Annotated in this window: 21 protein-coding genes; 12 read left to right on the forward strand and 9 right to left on the reverse strand. The window is 64.7% G+C overall.

The window, feature by feature from the left end; all coding sequences use genetic code 11:
• Positions 1 to 60 precede the first annotated feature (60 nt).
• Both HCO70_RS20285 and HCO70_RS20290 read left to right on the forward strand, forming a co-directional pair.
• Positions 61 to 522 carry a pentapeptide repeat-containing protein gene (locus HCO70_RS20285; RefSeq protein ID WP_172299602.1) on the forward strand — a complete coding sequence of 154 codons (462 nt, stop codon included), beginning with the start codon at positions 61 to 63 and terminating at the stop codon, positions 520 to 522.
• A gap of 468 nt (positions 523 to 990) precedes the next feature.
• Positions 991 to 3,321: an arylsulfatase gene (locus tag HCO70_RS20290; protein WP_216665537.1), complete on the forward strand. Its 2,331-nt coding sequence runs from the start codon at positions 991 to 993 to the stop codon at positions 3,319 to 3,321.
• Between the two features lie 33 nt (positions 3,322 to 3,354).
• On the opposite strand, the gene HCO70_RS20295 is transcribed toward HCO70_RS20290, so the two are convergent.
• Entirely contained in the window at positions 3,355 to 3,921 is a 567-nt protein-coding gene (locus HCO70_RS20295; protein WP_172299606.1) for a TetR/AcrR family transcriptional regulator, read from the reverse strand.
• Between the two features lie 167 nt (positions 3,922 to 4,088).
• On the opposite strand from HCO70_RS20295, the gene HCO70_RS20300 reads away from it, so the two are divergent.
• Positions 4,089 to 5,264 carry a cytochrome P450 gene (locus tag HCO70_RS20300; protein ID WP_216665538.1) on the forward strand — a complete coding sequence of 392 codons (1,176 nt, stop codon included), beginning with the start codon at positions 4,089 to 4,091 and terminating at the stop codon, positions 5,262 to 5,264.
• Positions 5,265 to 5,360: 96 nt separating this feature from the next.
• On the opposite strand, the gene HCO70_RS20305 is transcribed toward HCO70_RS20300, so the two are convergent.
• Positions 5,361 to 6,143, reverse strand: coding sequence for a DUF1013 domain-containing protein (locus HCO70_RS20305; protein ID WP_172299610.1), 783 nt, complete (start codon positions 6,141 to 6,143; stop codon positions 5,361 to 5,363).
• Positions 6,144 to 6,268: 125 nt separating this feature from the next.
• On the opposite strand from HCO70_RS20305, the gene HCO70_RS20310 reads away from it, so the two are divergent.
• Together HCO70_RS20310 and HCO70_RS20315 are read left to right on the forward strand one after the other, a co-directional pair.
• Entirely contained in the window at positions 6,269 to 6,898 is a 630-nt protein-coding gene (locus HCO70_RS20310) for a ribonuclease T2 (RefSeq protein ID WP_172299612.1), read from the forward strand.
• 136 nt (positions 6,899 to 7,034) lie between these two features.
• Positions 7,035 to 7,889: a DUF2189 domain-containing protein gene (locus HCO70_RS20315; protein WP_172299614.1), complete on the forward strand. Its 855-nt coding sequence runs from the start codon at positions 7,035 to 7,037 to the stop codon at positions 7,887 to 7,889.
• Positions 7,890 to 7,899: 10 nt separating this feature from the next.
• Here the strand turns inward: HCO70_RS20315 and HCO70_RS20320 are convergent, their stop codons facing one another.
• Together HCO70_RS20320 and HCO70_RS20325 are read right to left on the reverse strand one after the other, a co-directional pair.
• The gene (locus HCO70_RS20320) at positions 7,900 to 8,886 is read right to left on the reverse strand and encodes an NAD(P)H-quinone oxidoreductase (RefSeq protein ID WP_172299616.1); all 987 of its coding nucleotides are present in this window, start codon (positions 8,884 to 8,886) and stop codon (positions 7,900 to 7,902) included.
• A gap of 9 nt (positions 8,887 to 8,895) precedes the next feature.
• Complete coding sequence (locus tag HCO70_RS20325) at positions 8,896 to 9,597, reverse strand: COQ9 family protein (RefSeq protein WP_172299618.1); 702 nt, start codon at positions 9,595 to 9,597, stop codon at positions 8,896 to 8,898.
• A 114-nt stretch (positions 9,598 to 9,711) separates the two neighbouring features.
• Between HCO70_RS20325 and rpsU the strand changes: the two genes are divergently transcribed.
• Positions 9,712 to 9,918, forward strand: a complete 207-nt coding sequence (rpsU, locus tag HCO70_RS20330) for a 30S ribosomal protein S21 (protein ID WP_057812606.1) — start codon at positions 9,712 to 9,714, stop codon at positions 9,916 to 9,918.
• 110 nt (positions 9,919 to 10,028) lie between these two features.
• On the opposite strand, the gene HCO70_RS20335 is transcribed toward rpsU, so the two are convergent.
• The 3 genes from HCO70_RS20335 to HCO70_RS20345 all read right to left on the reverse strand — a co-directional run bounded on the left by HCO70_RS20335 (position 10,029) and on the right by HCO70_RS20345 (position 12,580).
• A complete protein-coding gene (locus HCO70_RS20335; RefSeq protein ID WP_172299620.1) occupies positions 10,029 to 11,765 on the reverse strand; it encodes a methyl-accepting chemotaxis protein in 1,737 nt (578 codons plus the stop codon).
• Position 11,766: 1 nt separating this feature from the next.
• Positions 11,767 to 12,057: a hypothetical protein gene (locus HCO70_RS20340; protein ID WP_172299622.1), complete on the reverse strand. Its 291-nt coding sequence runs from the start codon at positions 12,055 to 12,057 to the stop codon at positions 11,767 to 11,769.
• A 64-nt stretch (positions 12,058 to 12,121) separates the two neighbouring features.
• Positions 12,122 to 12,580, reverse strand: a complete 459-nt coding sequence (locus HCO70_RS20345; protein ID WP_172299700.1) for a winged helix-turn-helix transcriptional regulator — start codon at positions 12,578 to 12,580, stop codon at positions 12,122 to 12,124.
• A gap of 136 nt (positions 12,581 to 12,716) precedes the next feature.
• Here HCO70_RS20345 and ald point away from each other — a divergent pair, with 136 nt between their 5' ends.
• A complete protein-coding gene (ald, locus tag HCO70_RS20350) occupies positions 12,717 to 13,835 on the forward strand; it encodes an alanine dehydrogenase (protein WP_172299624.1) in 1,119 nt (372 codons plus the stop codon).
• 130 nt (positions 13,836 to 13,965) lie between these two features.
• Here ald and hemE read toward each other — a convergent pair whose 3' ends face one another.
• The gene (gene hemE / locus HCO70_RS20355) at positions 13,966 to 14,994 is read right to left on the reverse strand and encodes a uroporphyrinogen decarboxylase (RefSeq protein WP_172299626.1); all 1,029 of its coding nucleotides are present in this window, start codon (positions 14,992 to 14,994) and stop codon (positions 13,966 to 13,968) included.
• Positions 14,995 to 15,119: 125 nt separating this feature from the next.
• Between hemE and hemC the strand changes: the two genes are divergently transcribed.
• On the forward strand, positions 15,120 to 16,070 hold the full coding sequence (hemC, locus tag HCO70_RS20360; RefSeq protein ID WP_172299628.1) for a hydroxymethylbilane synthase: 951 nt from the start codon (positions 15,120 to 15,122) through the stop codon (positions 16,068 to 16,070).
• Positions 16,071 to 16,141: 71 nt separating this feature from the next.
• A complete protein-coding gene (secE, locus tag HCO70_RS20365) occupies positions 16,142 to 16,342 on the forward strand; it encodes a preprotein translocase subunit SecE (protein WP_172299630.1) in 201 nt (66 codons plus the stop codon).
• A 2-nt stretch (positions 16,343 to 16,344) separates the two neighbouring features.
• Here the strand turns inward: secE and HCO70_RS20370 are convergent, their stop codons facing one another.
• Positions 16,345 to 17,544: an oxidoreductase gene (locus HCO70_RS20370; RefSeq protein ID WP_172299632.1), complete on the reverse strand. Its 1,200-nt coding sequence runs from the start codon at positions 17,542 to 17,544 to the stop codon at positions 16,345 to 16,347.
• Between the two features lie 222 nt (positions 17,545 to 17,766).
• Here HCO70_RS20370 and nusG point away from each other — a divergent pair, with 222 nt between their 5' ends.
• From nusG to rplK, 3 genes are all read left to right on the forward strand, one after another.
• Positions 17,767 to 18,300: a transcription termination/antitermination protein NusG gene (gene nusG, locus HCO70_RS20375; protein WP_172299634.1), complete on the forward strand. Its 534-nt coding sequence runs from the start codon at positions 17,767 to 17,769 to the stop codon at positions 18,298 to 18,300.
• Positions 18,301 to 18,545: 245 nt separating this feature from the next.
• Complete coding sequence (locus HCO70_RS20380; protein ID WP_216665540.1) at positions 18,546 to 19,103, forward strand: outer membrane protein; 558 nt, start codon at positions 18,546 to 18,548, stop codon at positions 19,101 to 19,103.
• A gap of 250 nt (positions 19,104 to 19,353) precedes the next feature.
• Positions 19,354 to 19,782, forward strand: coding sequence for a 50S ribosomal protein L11 (rplK, locus tag HCO70_RS20385; protein WP_172299638.1), 429 nt, complete (start codon positions 19,354 to 19,356; stop codon positions 19,780 to 19,782).
• Positions 19,783 to 19,784: the final 2 nt, after the last annotated feature.

Here is a 19,784-nt window from a genome sequence, read left to right on the forward strand (position 1 = left end):
TCGTTCTTGTGACGGGCGGGTGGATGGGCGCGCGGCGTCCCTGAATCGAAGGACTACTGCATGACATTTCGTCCCCGCGCTTTCGCAGCGTTTTCGGCCTGCGCCGTCACCCTTAGCCTGATTGCCGGTTTCGCCATCGCCCAGTCGGAGGATGCGCAAGGAGACCTGCGCATGATGGGTCAGTGCAAGGGCTGCGCCTTCAACGGCGACAGTTTTGCGGGGCGCAGCCTGATCGGTGTCGACTTTACCGATGCGACTTTTGAGGCGGTGGATTTCAGCGGGGCGGATCTGGACATCGCGGTCTTTGACGAGACGCGCCTGGCGAATGTCAGTTTCGCGTCTGCGTCGATGCAGGGTGTCAGTTTCTCGGATGCGGTGCTTACGGATGTTCAGTTCGACGGCGCCGACCTGACGGGTGCTTCGTTTGATGGGGCCGTCGTGGACATGATGGAGCTTGATCAGGCGGTTCTGTGCAATACGCAGATGCCGAACGACCTTCTGGACAATTCAGACTGCGACTGATCGGAAACGCGGTGCGATCCCTGAGCGGAACAACCGGGCTCGGGCCCGGGGAGATTGGTGTTTCAGCGAGGCTATGAGCTGGCTTGGCGCAGGTCCGGCGACCGAGGCCGCCGGCTGCGTCAAAATTTGTTGGTCATTGAATATGGTGATTGTCGGCGGGACGGCGCGCTGAGGCAACTCGGTAAGATTACGTAAGGGAATTTCGCGTGGCCGGGCGGGCTGGTGCTGTTGGTTAAGTGCGCATTGCGCCTGCTGGCGATGGAGGCCACAAAATCGGTTCCGAACCGACTACTACCAATACAATGTATTACGCGAACTCTGCGCGGTGATTCGTGCATAGAGTGTGAATACACTTGGCCGCTTCCCTAACGTTAATGTACTCTGTTGGCATAGTTCATCCTTACCTGGTTCCCCCCGGAGGCCGCTATGCCTATCTGCAAATCCCCTATATTTCTGACCATTCTGCCCTTGCTGACGACGGGACTCAGCGCCCTTGCCCAGACATCGGACTCCCCGCTCGCCGCCAGCGACGGACAGACCGTGCTGCCCTATGCCGAACAGAAATACCGCGGAAATGTCGGCACGACCTATCTCAACTCTGACCCGCCGGAATTCCCCGCCCCGGTGACTGCGCCCGAAGGAGCGCCGAACGTCCTGCTGATCCTGCTGGACGATGTCGGCTTCGGGCAATTTTCCGTTTCCGGAGGCGGCGTTCCGTCGCCGGCCATGGATGCGCTTGCCGAGGAAGGGTTGCTTTACACCCGCTTCCACACCACGGCGCTGTGTTCGCCCACGCGGGCGGCGCTATTGACCGGGCGCAATCACAATGTTTCGGGCACCGGCGTCATCACCGAACTGGCCACGGGCTATGACGGCTATACCGGAATCATTCCGAAGGACACCGCGACCGTTGCGGAGATCCTGCGCCAGAACGGGTACATCACCGCGTGGTTTGGCAAGAACCACAATACCCCGGTCTATGAGACCAGCGCGATGGGTCCTTACGATCACTGGCCTAACGGCCTGGGGTTCGACCATTTTTATGGGTTTATGGCGGGTGACACCAACCAGTTGCGGCCCTACCTGTTCGAGAACCAGACCGCGCTCGGAACGCCTGAGGAGGACGATTATTACGTCAGTGTCGACCTTGCTGACCGCACCATCGAGTGGTTGAGAAACATCGAGGCGATCCAGCCGGAGAAACCCTGGCTGGCCTACCTGGCCCCCGCCGCGACCCACGCTCCGCACCAGGCACCGCAGGAACTGATCGACCAGTTCGCGGGACAATTTGACATGGGCTGGGACGCGTATCGCGAGCAAACCTATGAGCGACAGAAGGAGCTTGGCATCATCCCGGCCGAGTCCGTCCTGACCGGACGGCCCGAGAGCCTGCCGGCCTGGGACAGTCTGAACGACGACCAGAAACGGCTTTATACCCGGATGATGGAGGTCTTCGCGGCTTACGGTCTGCATGTGGACCAGGAGGTCGGCCGCGTGCTGGATTACGTGGCCACGCTGCCTGACGCCGACAACACGATGACGATCTACATCATCGGCGACAACGGCGCATCTGCCGAGGGCGGATTCGACGGCACCCTGAACGAGAACGCCTTTTTCAACGCCTACCTGATGACGACCGAAGACATGCTTGACCGGATCGACGAGATCGGGACCGAGATGCATTTCAACCATTTCCCGGCCGGATGGGCGTGGGCGATGGACAGCCCGTTCCAGTGGACCAAGCAGGTGGCGAGCCACCTTGGCGGCACCCGCAACGCGATGCTGGTGAAATGGCCCGCCCGCTATGCGTCCGACGGCGAGACGCGGACGCAGTTCCTGCATGTCATCGACATTGCTCCCACGATCCTCGAAGCCGCCGGAATTGCCGAGCCGCGCAGCGTCAACGGCACAACCCAGACGCCTATCCAGGGAAAAAGTTTTCTGGATACGCTGGCCGATCCGGATGCCGAAGAGGTTCGCACCAGTCAGTATTTCGAGATGGTCGTGAACCGCGCCATGTACAAGGATGGCTGGTGGGCGGCGTCCCTGGCGTTCGAGCCGTGGGATCCGGTTCGGGGCGAGTTCGACCCGCTAACTGCGGAGTGGGAACTGTACAATCTGGATGAGGACTTTACCCAGGCCAGCAACCTCGCGGATGAAAACCCCGAGATACTGGCCGAGATGGAAGCGCTCTGGTGGGCGGAAGCGTCAAAGAACAAGGCGTTGCCGCTCGACTGGCGCGGCGCCGAGCGGTTCAGCGCGGAACTGACTGGCAAGCCCAATCTCGCGGGCGACCGGACGAGCTTTACCTATTTCGGTCCGCTGGCGGGGCTGCCGGAATCGTCTGCGCCCGATCTGAAGAACAAGTCCTTCAGCGTCACCGCGAATGTCGAGATCGGGGACGGCGCCAACGGCATGATCTTCACGCAGGGCGGCAATACAGGGGGATGGGCGTTCTACCTGCAGGACGGCACGCTGAAGACGGCGCATAACTACATCGACGTGGAGGTTTTCCTGGTCGAGAGCGACAGTTCCGTGGCGGCCGGCGAACATGAGCTTAAGATGGATTTCGCCTATGACGGCGGGGACGAGACCGGTGGCGGCGGCACCGTGACCCTGTCGGTCAACGGCGAGACGGTGGGCACCGGGACGGTCGAGCGCACCACACCGTTCAAGTATTCGCTGTCCGAGAACCAGGATATCGGATCGGACACGGGAACGCCGGTGACATACGACTACACGGCGCCGTTCGTGTTCGAAGGCACGCTGGAAACGGTGGTGGTCGATCTGCAGGGATAGGCCCGTGCGGGTTTCCGGCGGCGCCGTAAGAACCTAGTTCTTTGGCGCCAGCCCCGCTGCCATGATCCGCCAGGAGCGGCTGACGAAAAGCTCTGCGTCGGGCGGGTCACCGCGGGCGATCCACCGGTTGCAGGCTTCCCGCAGCCCGCCGGTAAAGATCGCCGCGGTGACGTAGGGATCGAGGGACGGATCGAGTTCGCCCTTTTCCTGGCCGCGCTCGATCACCCAGGCGGCGGATTCTATGATCTTGCCGCGGCGGCCGAACTCGATCTGTGCGACTTCGGGCGAGCCGGAAAGCTGGCCGAGGATGATCGGTGTCAGCGGGTCGTGGAACAGGAAATCGACGATGCGGACGAGGCGCTCGCGCTCGCGTTCGAGCCAGGGGCGGCCGCGGCCCATGTCCTGCATGACGATGTCGTCGTAGCGGTCGTAAAACTCGGTGACGACGGCGGCGACCAGGCCGGCCTTGGAGCCGAAATGGTGATAGGCAAGGCCAACGGACACACCCGCGCGGCGGGCGACGTCTCCGATTTCGACATTGCCCTTCTGTTCGATCATGGCGGCGCGAGCTGCGGCGATCAGCGCGCTGCGTTTGTCCATTGCCCTGTTCATTCCACAATCTTGTGCGATTGCGGGGATTGACTGCAAGCGCAATCAATGTTGAACTGAATTCAATTCAGTTTTTAAACCCTGATTCCCCCCCTCCGTTCAGGAGTCTGATTATGACATTGCTTGACGTCCCCCCCCGGCCGACCGATTCCACAGGTTTGCCCGTTGTTCTTGATCAAGAATTCGTCCCCGATACCCACGGAGTTCTGGCCGAATGGCGCGCGAAATCGCCCGCCATCGCGATGCAGGACGGCCGGATCATCGTGCTGCGCGCAGAGGATGTAATCCGGCTGACCACCGATCCGCGGACAATGCAGATCCCCGGTGTCGCCTATGCCAATCACCATCGGATTCCAGAAGGGCGGGCGCGCAAATTCCTTGAGGATATGCTGCTTTTCTCCAACGGTGAGGCGCATGTACTGCGCCGCGGTCCGTTCGCGCGGGCCTTTGCCTTTTCCGCTATCAAGGCGCGGCGGCCGGCGATCCGCGCGGTTGCCCGGCAGGTGATGGCGGAAATGCCGCGCGGCGAGGAGTTCAATTTCGTCGACCGTGTCGCGGCGCGGGTGCCGTCGGAAATGATCGCCGGTTTGCTGGGGCTGCCGGTGTCGGATGCGCCGTATTTTTCGTCGCTGGTCTACAAGCTGGCGCGGACGCTTTCGACGAACTACCCGATGGAGATGCATGACGAGATCGAGACGGCGGCGAACGAACTGTACGCTTATCTCGGTGGGCAGCTCGCCGAACGGCAGACAGCGCCGCGCGATGACATGCTGACCGGCTTGCTGGAGACGGTGGATGAACTGGGTGAGGAAGACACCCTGACCCAGCTGATGGCGGTGGTGCTGGCCGGGACCGACACAACGCGCGCCGCCTTTGCAATCATGGTGATGCTGCTATTGCAGGACGGCCAGGCCTGGACGGATGTGCGCGATGACCGCGGGTTGATCCCCGGTGCGCTGTCCGAGGCGCTGCGCTGCGAGCCGTCGGTCGGCGCGCTTCCCCGTCTGACGGCTGCGGCATTGGAACTGGGAGACTTCACTGTGCCGCCGGGGCGGATACTGGTGCTGTCGTCGGTGTCGGCGATGCGCGATCCGGCGCTATATGCCGAGCCCAACCGGTTCGACATCCGCCGCACGGATCATCCGAAGCTGCACCTGGTTTTCGGCGGCGGCGTGCATCGCTGCCTAGGCGAGATGCTGGCGCGGATCGAGATGGAAGAGGCGCTGGACGCGCTGCTAGACGCAGCGCCGGATCTGCAGCTGGTCGAGGCGCCGCAGATCCTGGGGCTCGGCGGGATCCGGGGGGTCACGCCGATGACGGTGCTCGCGCCTTAAACCCCATACGGAAAAGCGAAATCGCCAATGCCCTGCCGCGCTTTCCGCGATCGGGCATTGGCGACGAGACTTTTGCCAGCGATTTGCGGTACCGCCTTAGCTGCGGTCGTCTTCTTCGTCGTCATCCCCGTGATCGACATCCGGCTGATCATCGCCGGAGGGCAGGTTGAAGAAGCTGTCGGCGTCCGGCAGATCGTCTTCCTGATCATCATCGCCGCGCGGATCGTCAGTAAGCGAGAAGGTTTCCAACCCGGAGATCGCGGTCGGGATCTTCGGTTCGGTATCCATTTCCAGGCTCTGCTCGGTCGAGACCAGTTTGCGGCGTTCGTCATCCGACAGGACGCCGCCTTCGGCCTCTCTCTTTTTCGCAGCCTTTTGCACCGCGGCATCCAGTTCGCTCTGCTTGCAGAGACCGAGCGCCACCGGGTCGATCGGCTGGATGTTGGCGATGTTCCAGTGGGTACGCTCGCGGATCGACTGGATCGTCGGCTTGGTGGTGCCGACGAGCTTGCCGACCTGGCCGTCGCTGAGTTCCGGGTGGAACTTTACCAGCCACAGGATCGCGGCCGGGCGGTCCTGACGCTTGGACAGCGGGGTGTAGCGCGGGCCGCGGCGCTTTTCCTCGCCGACGGCGGCGGGGTTGAATTTCAGCTTCAGCTTGTGGAGCGGGTCGGACTCGCCCCTGTCGATCTCGATCTGGTCGAGCTGGTTGTTGGCGATCGGGTCGAACCCCTTGACCCCGGCGGCGACGTCGCCGTCGGCGATGCCCTGAACCTCCAGCTCGTGCAGGTCACAGAAATCGGCGATCTGCTTGAAGCTGAGCGTGGTGTTGTCGACCAGCCAGACGGCGGTCGCTTTCGCCATGATCGGTTTCGCCATTTTACGTCTCCTTCGACAATATCTCTCTTCGCCGGGGAAAACGGCTGGTCCGGCTGGACCCTGTCCTCGTTTTCAGGGAAGTTGGCGATCCATATAGCGACTGTGAGCCCCGAGGAAAAGCCCTTATGCGCTGGCTGGCCATCTTGCTGTTGACGGCGACGCTGGCCCGGGCGGAGGGCGAGCGGGCAGGGGATTTCGACTATTACGTGCTGTCCCTGTCGTGGTCGCCGTCGTGGTGCGCGCTGGAGGGCGATGCCTCTGGCAGCTCGCAATGCGATGCAGAGAACGCGTTCGGCTGGGTGCTGCACGGGCTGTGGCCGCAATACGAGGACGGATGGCCGAGCTATTGCCGGACCGGCGCGCGGAACCCATCGCGGGCGGAGACCGCGGCGATGGCGGATGTCATGGGGACATCGGGTGCGGCGTGGCACCAGTGGCAGAAGCACGGGCGCTGTTCGGGGCTATTTTCGGACGACTATTTCGCGCTGGCGCGGGTGGCCTACGGGCGGGTGGCGCGGCCCGAAGTTTTCCGCAAGCTGGCGAAGGCGGTGACGCTGCCCGCGAGCGTGGTCGAGGACGCTTTTCTGGAGGCCAATCCGGGGCTTGGGGCGGACATGATCACGATCACCTGTGCGGCGGGACGCATACAGGAGGCGCGGATCTGCCTGACGCGAGATCTTGAGCCGCGGGACTGCGGGGCGGACGTTGTTCGCGACTGTTCGATGCGGGACGCTTTGCTGGATCCTATCCGCTGAGTTTCCTCCGCAGAAAGTGAATGCCTGTTCAGCTTTAACGTGTTAGGCTTTTTGCATGCGTTGGCCGCCGTTCCGGCCGGCCGCACGACCGGAACCTGTCGGCCCGAGTGACGAGGATCACGTTGGGAGGAAGGTGATGGTCAAGACAATCGGCAATCCAATGAGCTGGACCGCGCAGGCCATCGGCGGCGCGGCCGAACATGTCACCCATTCGGTCGAGAAGGTCGGCAGTCACGAGATCAGGGAGATCCGGCTGCGCGACCTGACGGTCGACGATCTGCGGGATTCCCTGCAGAAGGGGGTCGAGGATTTCGCGGCGGCACGGGCAGACGTGATGTTCCTGGTGCTGCTCTACCCGGTCATCGGGCTGGTTCTGGCGGGCATCGGGTTTCACGCGGCGCTGCTGCCGCTTCTGTTCCCGCTGGCATCGGGCTTTGCGATCATCGGGCCGGTTGCGGCAGTGGGGCTTTATGAGATCAGCAAGCGCCGGGAGCAGGGAGAACCCGCCAGCTGGGCGGCGGCGTTGGGCGTGATCGGCTCGCCGAATTTCGCTTCGGTGCTGGTGCTGGGGGTCTACCTGGTGGCTTTATTCGTGCTGTGGATGGTGGTGGCGAACGGGATCTACCAGCTGACACTGGGACCGGGCGCGCCGGTGTCGCTGATGGCATTCCTGACCGACCTGCTTACCACCGCGGCGGGATGGACGATGATCATCGTCGGCTGCGCCGTGGGTTTCCTGTTCGCGCTGGCGGCGCTGGCGACGAGCGTCGTAAGTTTCCCGCTGTTGCTGGACCGCGAGGTCGGTGTGCCGCAGGCGGTCACGACCTCGTGGCGGGTGTTTACCCGGAGTCCTCGGGTGGTGCTGACGTGGGGCGCGATCGTCGCGGCGTCGCTGATCCTGGGGTCGATCCCGGCCTTCATCGGGCTGATCATCGTGCTGCCGGTGCTGGGCCACGCGACATGGCACCTGTACCGGCACGCGGTGGAGTAGCTGCGGGCGGCTAAGGAGCGACCTCAAGAACGATCTTGCCGATGTGCTCGGAGCTTTCCATACGGGCATGGGCCTTTGAGGCGTCGGCGAGGGGAAAGGTCTGGTCCATGACCGGGGCGATGGTGCCGGCGGCGAGGAGCGGCCAGACGTTTTCGCGCAGGCCCTCGGCAATCCGAGCCTTGGCGAGGTCGCTTTGCGGGCGGAGAGTGGAGCCGGTGATTGTCAGCCGGCGGGCCATCACCTGAGCGAAGTTCAGTTCCGCCTTGGGGCCGGCAAGGAATGCGATCATCACGAGGCGGCCATCGTCGGCCAGGGCCCTGATGTTGCGCGGGATGTAGTCGCCACCGACCATGTCGAGGATCAGGTCGGCGCCGCCTTCGGCCTTGAGAGCCTCTACGAAATCCTCGTCACGGTAGTTGATTGCGCGCTCGGCGCCGAGATCGGTGCAGGCGGTGCATTTCTCTGCCGAGCCGGCAGTGGTGAAGACGCGGGCGCCGAAATGGCGCGCGAGCTGGATTGCCGTGGTGCCGATGCCGGAGGAGCCGCCGTGGACGAGGAAGCGTTCGCCGGCGTTGAGACCGCCGCGCATGAAGACGTTGGTCCAGACGGTGAAATAGGTTTCGGGCAGGCAGGCTGCCTGTTTCAGGCCGAGCCCGTCGGGCACTGGCAGGGCGTGCGCTGCCGGGGTGGTGACGTATTCGGCGTAGCCGCCGCCGGGCAGCAAAGCGCAGACCTTGTCGCCGACCTGCCATCCGGTGACGCCGGGACCCACGGCGGCGACCGTGCCGGAGGCTTCGAGACCGGGGAGATCAGACGCGCCGGGCGGCGGGTTGTAGTTCCCCGCGCGCTGCAGCGCGTCGGGGCGGTTCACGCCGGCATAAGCGACTTTGATCAGGATCCGGCCGTGCTCTGGCTCGGGGATCGGGCGCTGAACGGGGCGCAGAACCTCGGGTCCGCCCGGTTCCGAGATCTCCACGGCGGTCATCATTTCGGTCATGGCGTTCCTCTAGTTCTGCGCGTCCCAGTGGCCGGGCATGTCGTCCCGCGCCTGCCTGTTGGGTGCCCTGACCTTTGACAGGATCGCGTTGGGGCCGGCCATCAGGCGGCTGAGAACCGGGTTCTCGCGCACCTGCGCCTTGAATTTCTCGAATTTCATGACGTCCTCGATACGGCGGTCGAGGAAGGCCCAGGTCGCCTCGTACCCCTCGGAAGTGTCGCCGAGCCAGTAGAGCACGGTGGCGGAATAGACGCCGGAGAGGGTCGCGCGCTTGGTGTACCAGTTGATGTCCTCGGACGGGTCGCCGAGCGCGGTCCAGATCGCGTCGGACGTGCCCCAGATGAGCTTCGTGCCCTCGGCGGCGTTCTGTGGCAGGGCGAAGAAGCTGGTGCCGCGGCGCACAGCCTCGCGGTCTGTCGCTGCCTCGATCCGGGCCCGGACGGCGAAGGCGATGCGGTCGCGGAAACGCATTTCGCCGAGATCGGTTTCTTCTATGCGCCTGATCATGGCGGTGTCGCCGGTACGGTGGAAATCGGCGGCGAGGTCGAGCGGGCCGCGGGGGCAAATCGCGCGCGCTTCGCGCGGGGTCATGCCGATATCGGCAGCGGCGGCCTTGAAGGTCGTCTCGGACCAGCCGTCGAAGGCGACGTGGGTCAGCGCCGACTGCAGAAGCCGTTCGCGGGGGCTGGCGGTGTCGGATGAAGCGGTCATGGTCCGGACCTCCGTGTCATTTCATGCGCATGGTGGACAAGGTAGCGACGCTTTGCTATACGGCCACCTCCTGCAATTTCCGCAACCCTAACTTAGAAAGGTGGTGACAACCACATGCAGGTCAGCGTTCGCGACAACAATGTCGACCAGGCCCTCCGGGCTCTGAAGAAGAAGCTGCAGCGTGAGGGCGTTTTCCGCGAAATGAAGCTTCGGCAACATTTCGAGAAACCGTCCGAGAAGCGCGCGCGCGAGAAGGCCGAGGCCATTCGCCGTGCCCGCAAGCTCGCACGCAAGAAAGCCCAGCGCGAAGGGCTGCTCTAAGCGGCATCCGGACATTGTTTCGGTACACTGGGGGCTTAGGCCCCGTCCGACGACCCCCGCGGCCCGGCCCCGGGGGTTTGTCATTTCCGGGGGTGCATTTCGGGCGTTTCCTAGGCTGATTTTCTCGTGCCTTCGTCGCCGGTCGCATCCCAGCCTTCTTCCTCTGCGGCCAGCTCTTCGAGCCGGAACGCGGCCATCGCCTGCGCCAGCCCGCGCGCGCCGGTGTCGAGGGTCTGGCAGGCGGCAGTGGTTTCCTCGAACATCGCGGCATTCTGCTGGGTCACGCGGTCGAGTTCGTTTGCGGCCGAAGTGATCTCTGCCAGGCTGCCAGACTGCTCGCGTGTGGCAGAGGCGATGTTGCGGATACGCTCAGCAGTTTCGCGTACCGAATCCGTGATTCCGCGGAGCGCGTCGCCGGTTTCCCCCACCAGCACAACACCGCTCTGAACCTGCTGCCCGCTGGAGGAAATCAGGTCGCTGATCTCCTTTGCGGCCTCGGAAGACCGTTGCGCCAGCGCCCGCACCTCGGATGCGACGACGGCGAAACCGGCACCTGCCTCGCCGGCGCGGGCCGCCTCGACTCCTGCATTCAGCGCCAGCAGGTTGGTCTGGAAGGCAATGTCGTCGATCACCGAAGTGATCTGCGCGATCTTGCTCGACGAGGCCTCGATCCGGCCCATCGCGGCGACCGTCCGCTCGACGATCGCGCCGCCGTCACCAGCCTTGTCTTGTGCAGCACCGGCGAAGGACGATGCATCCTCTGCCATTGCGGCAGCTTCCTCCACCGAAGCGGTCAGCCGGGTCAGTGCCGCCGCGGTTTCCTGCAGCGTGCCCGCCTGCCGTTCGGTGCGGTTCGCCAGTTCCTGCGAGGAGCTGTTGATGCTGCCCGATTCACCGCGAATCTGGTCGGCATAGTCGATGACATCGCGGATCGCGGTGCCGAGCTGTTCCGCCGCCTCGTTGAAATCGAGGCGCAGCGGCTCGTACTCTTCGGCAAAAGCCGCGTCGATGCGGGTGGAGAGATCGCCTGCGGCCAGTGCGTGCAGCGCCGTCTTCAGTGAAGTCACAACCGTGTCCAGGGAAGCAGCCGTAGCACGGCGCGCCTCTGCCTCGCGGCTTTCGGCCTCCTGCGTCTGGCGGCGCGCCGCCTCTGCCTCTTCCTGCTGCGCCTGGGCGCGGGAGGCGGCCTGCTCCGCGCTGACGCGCGCAGTCTCGGCTTCGGTCCGCTCTGCCTCTGCTTCGGCCTGCGCAGTGCGGGCGCTTTCCAGCGCGGTGTCGGCGGTCGCCTTCGCATCCACCAGGGCTGCGTTGCGGGCACGGCTTTGCGCGTCCATATCGAGCCGTACCTTTACCGCCATGACCAGGGCCACCGTTTCCAGCGCCACGATTGCGCCGTGGAACAGCGACCGCTCGATATTCAGGATCGGGTCGACCGAGGGGTAGACCAGCGCCGGCAGCAACACACTGAACGAGACATGGTGCAGGACGATGGTGCCCGCGGCGAAGAGGATGGCGCGGATGTCGACCAGCGAGACCAGCACCGCGATCATCGCGAAAAAGGTCATGTGCGCGTCGATCTGCCAGGGGTGCCCGCCGAAGGCGGCGGTGAAACCGATGGCCTGCCCGACGGAGGCCTGGCCCACGGCGATGCGCGCGGTGGTGCCCCCCATGCGGCGCCCGATCTCGCCCAGAGCGGCGAAGGTGGCGGCGATCGCGATGGCGACGACATACCCGGTGCCCGCGAAGAGACAGGTGAAGGCAACCACGGGCACCGCCGCCCAGTTCGCCCGCATCACCCGGTTCATCGCGATCTGGCGGCTTTTTTCGAGGGCGTCGGTTTCCGTCATCTCAACCTGCTCCGCAAATGGCCGCCAGTGTTGTGCCGTCGGTCACCGACCATGCGCCGCTGGCGCGGGCGCGGTCGGCGAATCCGGCATCACCGATGGCGAATACGGCGAGCGGCGCGCGCTGCGGCCCGACGATCCGGCCGCCTGCCGCCGCGACGATCTGTGACGCGTCGTGCCAGGGCGCTGCGATGACCAGCATCGGCCTGTCCGGATGTGGCGCATCGCCAAAGGTTATGGCCGCCGGTCCGGCGGCCACTGCCAGCACGGGGAAAATCAGTGGGTAACAGCGCATGCCCGCCTCGCTTCTGTTCGCGGCGGGTATAGGGGCGAAGTTTTAACCGTCGCTGAACGCGGGTTCAGACAGGCAGTGCGGTGGTCTGCCAGACCTTGCGGAGAGAGAAAGAGGATTTCATCTGTGCGACGCCGGGCAGCCGGGCGAGGTGTCGGCGGTGGATGCGGGCGAAATCGTCTGCGTCACGGGCGGAGATCTTGAGCAGGTAGTCCGCCGTGCCAGCCATCAGGTGGCATTCCAGCAGGTCCGGCACGCGGGCGACGGCACGTTCGAAGGCATCGAGCGCGTCCTCGGTCTGGCCGGACAGCGTGATCTCGACGAAGATCGTTGCCGGACGGTCGAGCTTGCGCGGATCCAGCAGCGCCACGTATCTGGCGATGACGCCCTCGCTTTCCAGTCGCTGCACCCGACGGTGGCAGGCAGAGGGCGACAGGTTCACCTTGTCGGACAGCTCTGCGTTCGACATGCGGCCGCTCTTCTGCAAAGCGGTCAGGATTCTGCGGTCCGTCTCGTCAAGTTCGATCATTGCGGCGGTTTCTTTCGTAGAATCCGGTTTCCATCGAAGAAATTAGCGTATTTGGCCGGAGTATCGCCAGAGAAATCGACGGAATTGCCGAAAGGGGCGGGCAGAATAGTCGGCAAAACCAAGGGAGAGAGTGATGAAGATCGGTTGCCCAAAGGAGATCAAGGCGCAGGAGTTCCGCGTTGGCCTGACCCCGAACGCGGCACGCGAGGTGGTGGTGCATGGCCACGAGGTGCTGGTTGAAGCCGGCGCCGGCGCGGGCTCCGGATTTGCCGATGCGGATTACCTTGCCGCGGGCGCGCGGATCTTGGCGACGGCGGCGGAGGTCTTTGCCGAAGCCGATCTGATCGTGAAGGTGAAGGAACCACAGGCGCCGGAGCGTGCGATGCTGCGGGAAGGACAGGTGCTGTTCACTTACCTGCATCTGGCGCCAGATCCGGAACAGACCGAGGACCTGCTGACCTCCGGCGCAACCTGCATCGCTTACGAGACGGTGACCGATGCCTCAGGCGGGCTGCCTCTGCTGGCGCCGATGTCAGAAGTGGCAGGCAAGCTGGCGCCGCAGGTTGGCGCCTGGACGCTGCAGAAGGCCAATGGCGGGCGCGGTGTGCTGATGGGCGGCGTGCCGGGCGTGGGTCCGGCGCAGGTGATGGTGATCGGCGGCGGCGTTGTCGGGACGAATGCGGCGCGAGTCGCTGCCGGAATGGGCGCTGACGTGACGGTGCTGGACCGGTCGCTGCCGCGGCTGAGGTACCTCGACGACGTGTTCGGCGGAGTGTTCCGGACCCGATATGCCACGGCGGGCGCGACGGCAGAGCTGGTGGTGCAGGCCGACATGGTGGTTGGCGCGGTGCTGATTGCCGGTGCGGCGGCGCCGAAGCTGGTGACGCGGGCACAGCTCAAGGACATGAAGCCGGGCGCGGCGATCGTCGATGTGGCGATCGACCAGGGCGGCTGTTTCGAGACCTCGCGCGCCACCACCCATGAGGACCCGATTTACGAGGTCGATGGCATCATGCATTACTGCGTGGCGAACATGCCGGGCGCGGTGGCGCGCAGCTCGACCATCGCGCTGGGCAACGCGACGCTGCCGTTCCTGCTGGCGCTGGCCGACAAGGGCTGGCGCAAGGCCTGCGACGACGATCCGCATCTATTGAACGGGCTGAACGTCTATGCCGGGCACCTGACCAACGTGCCGGTGGGCAAGGCGCTGGGGATGGACGTGCTGTCGCCGTCTATGGCGCTGAAGCAGTAGGGGCGGGATCCAAGAAGGATCCGCTCCTTCTTCTGGCTGAAAATATCCCGGGGGAGTTGCCGGAGGCGACGGGGGCAGAGCCCCCTTCGGCGGATCGGATTGCAGGTTCCAATCCGGTCCTGTGCTCCGCCTAACCGCGGATCGCCTCGAGCATCCTGTGCACATTTTCCGGATCGGCGTCGGGGGTAATGCCGTGGCCGAGATTGAAGATATGCGGACCGCCGGAGAAGGCGTCGACCACCCGTTTCGTTTCGGCCACCAATGCGTCGCCGCCGGTCACCAGAAGGGACGGATCGAGATTGCCCTGTACGCAACCGTCCTTTTGCACGTGCTCCGCGGCCCAGGCGGCATCCACCGAATTGTCGAGTGCCACGCAATCGGCGCCGGTGGCCTTGGCGAAACCCTCGTAGGCAGGGCCGGCCTCTCGCGGAAAGGCTATGACGGGGATGCCGGGATGGCGCGCCTTCAGCTCGGCGATGATGCGTTTGGCGGGGGCGAGGGCGTAGCGGTCGAAGGCGTCGCCTTTCAGCGAGCCGGCCCAGCTGTCGAAGAGTTTCACGACTTCCGCGCCCGCGTCGATCTGGGCGGAGAGATAGGCGATTGTCGCCTCGGTGATGCGGGCGATCAGCGCGTCGAAGAGGGCAGGGTCGCCCTCGCGCAGGACGTGGGCTGGGCCCTGGTCGGGCGTGCCGCGGCCGGCGATCATGTAGGTGGCGACAGTCCAGGGCGCGCCGGCAAAGCCGATGAGGGTGGTTTCGGAGGGCAGTTCGCGTGATAGGATACGGATGGTTTCGTAGACCGGCGACAGCGTCTCGTGGATTGCGTCGGCGGGTTTCAGGGCGTCGAAATCCGATTGCGCGGTCACGGTCGACAGGCGCGGGCCCTCACCGGTGACGAACCACAGATCGGCGCCGAGCGCCTGCGGCACCAGCAGGATGTCGGCGAATAGGATGGCGGCGTCGAAGCCATAGCGGCGGATCGGCTGCAGCGTGACCTCTGCGGCGAGATCCGGCGTGTAGCAGAGCGACAGGAAGTCGCCGGCTTTCTCTCGGGTGGCGCGGTATTCCGGCAGGTAGCGTCCCGCCTGCCGCATCATCCAGACCGGGGGGACGGGCTGGGTTTCGCCTGCCAGCGCCCTGAGGATCGTCTTGCTCGTCATGAATGCCTCCTGTCCGGGCGCTAGGTCCCGCGCGGGACGCGAAGTGTCAAGCGGTTCGCCTGCGGCGTCCGGGCGCGGCATCGGGGCGGTTTCGCTTGGCCGCGACTTGGTCTAAGGCCTTTCGCATGACCCGACCGACCCCTGAGAACCCGCTGAAAATCGGCACCCGCGGCTCGCCGCTGGCTCTGGCGCAGGCGCATGAGACCCGAGAACGCATCGCCGCCGAATTTGGTCTGCCGCAGCAGGCGTTCGAGGTGGTGGTGATCAAGACCACGGGCGACGACGCGGCGCTGATCGCGGCGGACCGGCCGCTGAAGGAGATCGGCAACAAGGGGCTGTTCACCAAGGAGATCGAGGAGGCGCTGCTGGCGGGCGCCATCGATATCGCAGTGCATTCGATGAAGGACATGCCGACAGAGCAGCCGAAGGGTCTGCTGCTCGACTGTTACCTGCCGCGCGAGGATGTGCGGGATGCGTTCGTTTCGCCTGCGCTGGGCGGGATTGGCGATCTGCCCGAGGGCGCGGTCGTGGGCACGTCGAGCCTGCGGCGCAGGGCGCAGCTTTTGCACCGGCGGCCGGACCTGACGGTCGTCGAGTTCCGCGGCAATGTGCAGACGCGGCTTCGGAAGTTGGGGGAGGGCGTGGCGCAGGCGACATTTCTTGCGATGGCGGGGCTGAACCGGCTGGATATTCCGGACGTGCCGATGGTGGCGGTTTCGCCGGACGAGATGCTGCCCGCGATCGCACAGGGGGCTATCGGGATCGAGCGGCGTGGCGATGATGGTAGCGTCGCGGAATTGTTGGAAGCGATCCACGATGCCGAGACCGCAAAGCGGCTGGCGGCGGAACGGGCGTTGCTCGCCGCGCTCGACGGGTCCTGCGAGACGCCGATTGCGGGGCTGGCGGAGATGGAAGGTGGAAACCTGCGGCTGCGGGGCCAGATTCTGCGCCCCGACGGATCGGAGGCGCTGTTCGACGAGGCGACCGGTGCAGTGGAAGATGGGGCGGAGATGGGCCGCGTGATGGCCGCTGCGCTGCTGGATCGCGCCGGCGCGGGCTTTTTTGGCTGGCGGTGAAGGCCGCGGGCGCTTGAAAACCCCGGCCAAAGCCCGTATCTGCCCCGCTACCTGATCCAGAGGACACCCGAATGGCCACCCGTACAAACCCGCTTCAGTTCATCCAGCAGGTCCGCGCCGAAATCGCGAAGGTCGTCTGGCCGACGCGGCGTGAAGTACTTCTGACCACGGTGATGGTCTTCGTGATGGCCTCGCTGACGGCGGTGTTCTTTTTCTTCGTCGACTGGATCATCCGCTCTGGCCTGCAACTGCTGCTGACGCTGGTGGGCTGAACTCAGCCGCCGAATCGCTCTTTCCAGAGACGTATGCGCGTGGCGTCGCGCGCCTCGTAGCTTTCCAACGCTTCCTGAAGGTCCATCGCGAAATCCTCCCCGCGATCCTCGGCCATGGCCGCTAGGCGCATCGTGTACCAGGCGGTGACGCCGCCGGCGACTGTGGCGCTGAACCTCGGGAAATCCGGGTCGCCGCCTTCTGACAGCCAGCGGTTTGGGAGCCGGGTGTCGAGGCACAAGGCGCGGGCGAGGCCGATCATGTCGGCGGCGCCGGAGGCGATGGCGCCCACCGCCTGCTGCCGGGTTTTGAAGCCACCGGTGACCATCAGCGGCTTGTCCCAGACGGCCCGGGCGCGCTTCGCGAAATCAGTAAAATAGGGTCCGCCGCCGGCGCTGTCGGAGGCAGGTTTCGCACCGGGGAAATAGGTGCCGCCGCTGATATCGGCGATGTCCAGCGGTGTGGCGTTCAGGTGGCGCAGCACCTCAAGCGCGTCGGTTTCGGTCAGGCCGCCTTCGAGCTGGTCGCTGGAATTGATCTTGATCGCGATGGGAAAGGCGGGCCCGACGGCGTCGCGCACGGCATAAACAATTTCGGCGATCATCGCGGTGCGGTTGGGGATGGATCCTCCATAGGCGTCGGTGCGGCGGTTGAAGAGCGGCGAGAGGAACTGGCTGAGCAGGAACCCGTGGGCGGCGTGGATCTGGACTCCCGTGAAGCCAAGCGATTTCGCGCGGGCGGCGGCAGTGGCGAAGAGGCCGGGAAGTGCGCGGATCTCAGCGGCGGACATTGCCTCGCAGGTCAGGCCGTTGACGTCTAATGCGGAGGGCCCTTTCGGGTGGCTTATGGGCGCGTGGGCGAGGGCGCCGGCATGGCCGAGCTGGGCCCAGAGATCGGCGACGGGTTCGGTGGCGCTACGGGTGAGGTCGCGGAAGGCCCCGGCATCGGCGTCTTCTGCAAGAACGAGATTGCCGGGCTTTTCCGGGTAGTGCGGGGACGGCTGCACCTCTCCGACGATTGAAAGGGCAAGGCCGTCCTCGGCCCACCGGCGGTAAAGCCGTGACTGCGCGCCGGTCGGGTTGCCGCGCCCGTCGCCGAGCGAGTCCGACATCGCCGATTTGGCGATCCGGTTCTTCAGGACCGCACCGCAGGGCAGGGCGAGAGGCTGGCCGAGGATGGCGGCCGGGCTGGCGTCGGAAGGCATGGGGCAGATGCTAGGGAAACCGGCGAGGAGGTAAAGCGGACGGGCCGTGGCGCGCCGCCATAAAGGCTTGAATCCCGCTTCCATGCACGGTATCGCAGCAAAACTTCCCCCGACAAGGCGTGCTTCGAATCGAGTTGCACGCCCCTTTTTGTTCCGGGGAGCACGGATGGGATTGCCGGAATTCCACGGGATTTCCGGTCGAAGCAAGGAAACGGACGGCAGATGGCGAAGCGTTGGTATTCGGTGAGCGTGCTCTCGAATTTCGAAAAGCGGGTGGCGGAACAGATCCGGCATGCGGTGACCGACGCCGGCCTCGAGGACGAAATCGAGGAAGTGCTGGTTCCGACCGAAGAGGTCATTGAGGTCCGTCGCGGCAAGAAGGTCACGACCGAGCGCCGCTTCATGCCCGGCTACGTGCTGGTGCGGATGGAGATGACCGACCAGGGCTATCACCTGATCACCTCGATCAACCGGGTCACCGGGTTCCTCGGCCCGCAGGGCAAGCCGATGCCGATGCGCGACGGCGAGGTGAACGCGATCCTGAACCGCGTCGAGGAAGGCCAGGAAGCGCCGCGCACCCTGATCCATTTCGACGTGGGCGAGAAGGTCGCTGTCACCGACGGGCCGTTCGAGGGCTTCGACGGCATGGTCGAGGAAGTGGACGACGACAACCAGCGCCTGAAGGTGTCGGTGTCGATCTTCGGCCGCGCCACGCCGGTGGAACTGGAATACACGCAGGTTTCGAAGCAGGGGTGAGCCCTGCCGATTGCGGCGCCGGGGCCTTGGGCCCGTAACGCTGTGGTTCGACATAAATTTGGCTAGCAGCTAAGGCTGGTCCGAACTTAGGACGAGATTTCCTGTTTCGCCGCCAAGGCGCCCACAATCTTTGAACCGTTTGCCGCGCCGCACGACACATTCCCAGAGATCAACGATGCGGACCGGATTGTTCGCGCTGAACGGGAATGAGAATTATGAACGCGAATTTGAAAAACATCGGCGCCATGGCGATTGCCGCAAGCCTGCTGGTCCAGGCCGGCGCCGCGAGTGCGGAAGGCTGGGCGGTCGAGGGGTACGGCGGTGTCCGCTTCGAGGGCAACCTCGGGTATGGCGCCATGGATTTCGACACCGACCAGGGAACCATGTTCGGTGCGCGGGTGCTGTACACGCCGAATGACTCCAACCTGTCCTTCGGCGCCGAGTATAACCGGAGCCAGGCGGAATATACCGGCTATGACAGCTCAGTGAACTCGCAGGCGATCCTTGCGGTCGGGCGCTACACGTTCCCAAGCAACTCGCCTTTGAGCTTCTATGCGGGTCTTGGGCTTGGGGCGATCGAGGTCGAGTATGATGGCGGCTCGATGTTCGCGCCTTACAGCGGTTCGGCAACGACCTTTGGCGGTCAGGTCTCGCTGGGCGTCAGCTACGACATTTCCGAGCGCGTCAGCCTGCTGGGCGAGTTCATCCACCAGCGCGCATTCGACGATGTGACCATCGCCGGCGTCAACGGGATCGGGTACAGCAGTAACAACGTGGTTGTCGGCGTTCGGTTCGAGTTCTGAGCCGGAGTACATGACTTGAAGTCTGGATGCGCGTCCTTCGGGGCGCGCATGCTGTTTTTGGGGTCTCGCCCCCGTAAGGCGTGGCCCGCGCGAATCCCTTGCATCACGGCGCAACCCGGTGTATCCGGCGCGCCTGCCGATCCTTCGGCACACTTGTGGGAGGCGAGACGGACGCGTTCGTCGGACCAGACCACATCAACCGTAAGCCCGCGGAACGCGTTCGGCGGGCGTTGAGACAAGGAGACGGCCAATGGCCAAGAAAGTCATGGGCACCATGAAGCTTCAGGTGCCTGCCGGACAAGCGAACCCCTCTCCGCCGGTTGGTCCGGCGCTGGGTCAGCGCGGCATCAACATCATGGAATTCTGCAAGGCGTTCAACGCCAAGACGCAGGAGATGGAGCCCGGTGCGCCGTGCCCGACCGTGATCACCTATTACCAGGACAAGTCCTTCACCATGGATATCAAGACGCCGCCCGCGTCTTACTTCCTGAAGAAGGCCGCCAAGCTGAAATCCGGCGCCAACACTCCCGGCCGTCAGACCGTGGGTACGGTGAACGTCAAGCAGGTGCGCGAGATCGCCGAAGCGAAGATGAAAGATCTGAACGCCAACGACGTCGAAGCGGCGATGCAGATCATCCTGGGGTCGGCCCGCTCGATGGGCATCGAGGTGAAGGGGTAAGC

This window comes from Pseudoruegeria sp. HB172150 (genome assembly GCF_013184805.1).
GTDB lineage: Bacteria > Pseudomonadota > Alphaproteobacteria > Rhodobacterales > Rhodobacteraceae > Psychromarinibacter.

What these genes read in the sequence shown, in the direction of transcription:
- HCO70_RS20285 (WP_172299602.1), top strand. Translation starts at nt 61, where the DNA reads ATGACATTTCGTCCCCGCGCTTTCGCAGCGTTTTCGGCCTGCGCCGTC.
- HCO70_RS20295 (WP_172299606.1), bottom strand. Translation starts at nt 3,921, where the DNA reads ATGGACAAACGCAGCGCGCTGATCGCCGCAGCTCGCGCCGCCATGATC.
- HCO70_RS20305 (WP_172299610.1), bottom strand. Translation starts at nt 6,143, where the DNA reads ATGGCGAAACCGATCATGGCGAAAGCGACCGCCGTCTGGCTGGTCGAC.
- HCO70_RS20310 (WP_172299612.1), top strand. Translation starts at nt 6,269, where the DNA reads ATGCGCTGGCTGGCCATCTTGCTGTTGACGGCGACGCTGGCCCGGGCG.
- HCO70_RS20315 (WP_172299614.1), top strand. Translation starts at nt 7,035, where the DNA reads ATGGTCAAGACAATCGGCAATCCAATGAGCTGGACCGCGCAGGCCATC.
- HCO70_RS20320 (WP_172299616.1), bottom strand. Translation starts at nt 8,886, where the DNA reads ATGACCGAAATGATGACCGCCGTGGAGATCTCGGAACCGGGCGGACCC.
- HCO70_RS20325 (WP_172299618.1), bottom strand. Translation starts at nt 9,597, where the DNA reads ATGACCGCTTCATCCGACACCGCCAGCCCCCGCGAACGGCTTCTGCAG.
- rpsU (WP_057812606.1), top strand. Translation starts at nt 9,712, where the DNA reads ATGCAGGTCAGCGTTCGCGACAACAATGTCGACCAGGCCCTCCGGGCT.
- HCO70_RS20335 (WP_172299620.1), bottom strand. Translation starts at nt 11,765, where the DNA reads ATGACGGAAACCGACGCCCTCGAAAAAAGCCGCCAGATCGCGATGAAC.
- HCO70_RS20340 (WP_172299622.1), bottom strand. Translation starts at nt 12,057, where the DNA reads ATGCGCTGTTACCCACTGATTTTCCCCGTGCTGGCAGTGGCCGCCGGA.
- ald (WP_172299624.1), top strand. Translation starts at nt 12,717, where the DNA reads ATGAAGATCGGTTGCCCAAAGGAGATCAAGGCGCAGGAGTTCCGCGTT.
- hemE (WP_172299626.1), bottom strand. Translation starts at nt 14,994, where the DNA reads ATGACGAGCAAGACGATCCTCAGGGCGCTGGCAGGCGAAACCCAGCCC.
- hemC (WP_172299628.1), top strand. Translation starts at nt 15,120, where the DNA reads ATGACCCGACCGACCCCTGAGAACCCGCTGAAAATCGGCACCCGCGGC.
- secE (WP_172299630.1), top strand. Translation starts at nt 16,142, where the DNA reads ATGGCCACCCGTACAAACCCGCTTCAGTTCATCCAGCAGGTCCGCGCC.
- HCO70_RS20370 (WP_172299632.1), bottom strand. Translation starts at nt 17,544, where the DNA reads ATGCCTTCCGACGCCAGCCCGGCCGCCATCCTCGGCCAGCCTCTCGCC.
- nusG (WP_172299634.1), top strand. Translation starts at nt 17,767, where the DNA reads ATGGCGAAGCGTTGGTATTCGGTGAGCGTGCTCTCGAATTTCGAAAAG.
- HCO70_RS20380 (WP_216665540.1), top strand. Translation starts at nt 18,546, where the DNA reads ATGGCGATTGCCGCAAGCCTGCTGGTCCAGGCCGGCGCCGCGAGTGCG.
- rplK (WP_172299638.1), top strand. Translation starts at nt 19,354, where the DNA reads ATGGCCAAGAAAGTCATGGGCACCATGAAGCTTCAGGTGCCTGCCGGA.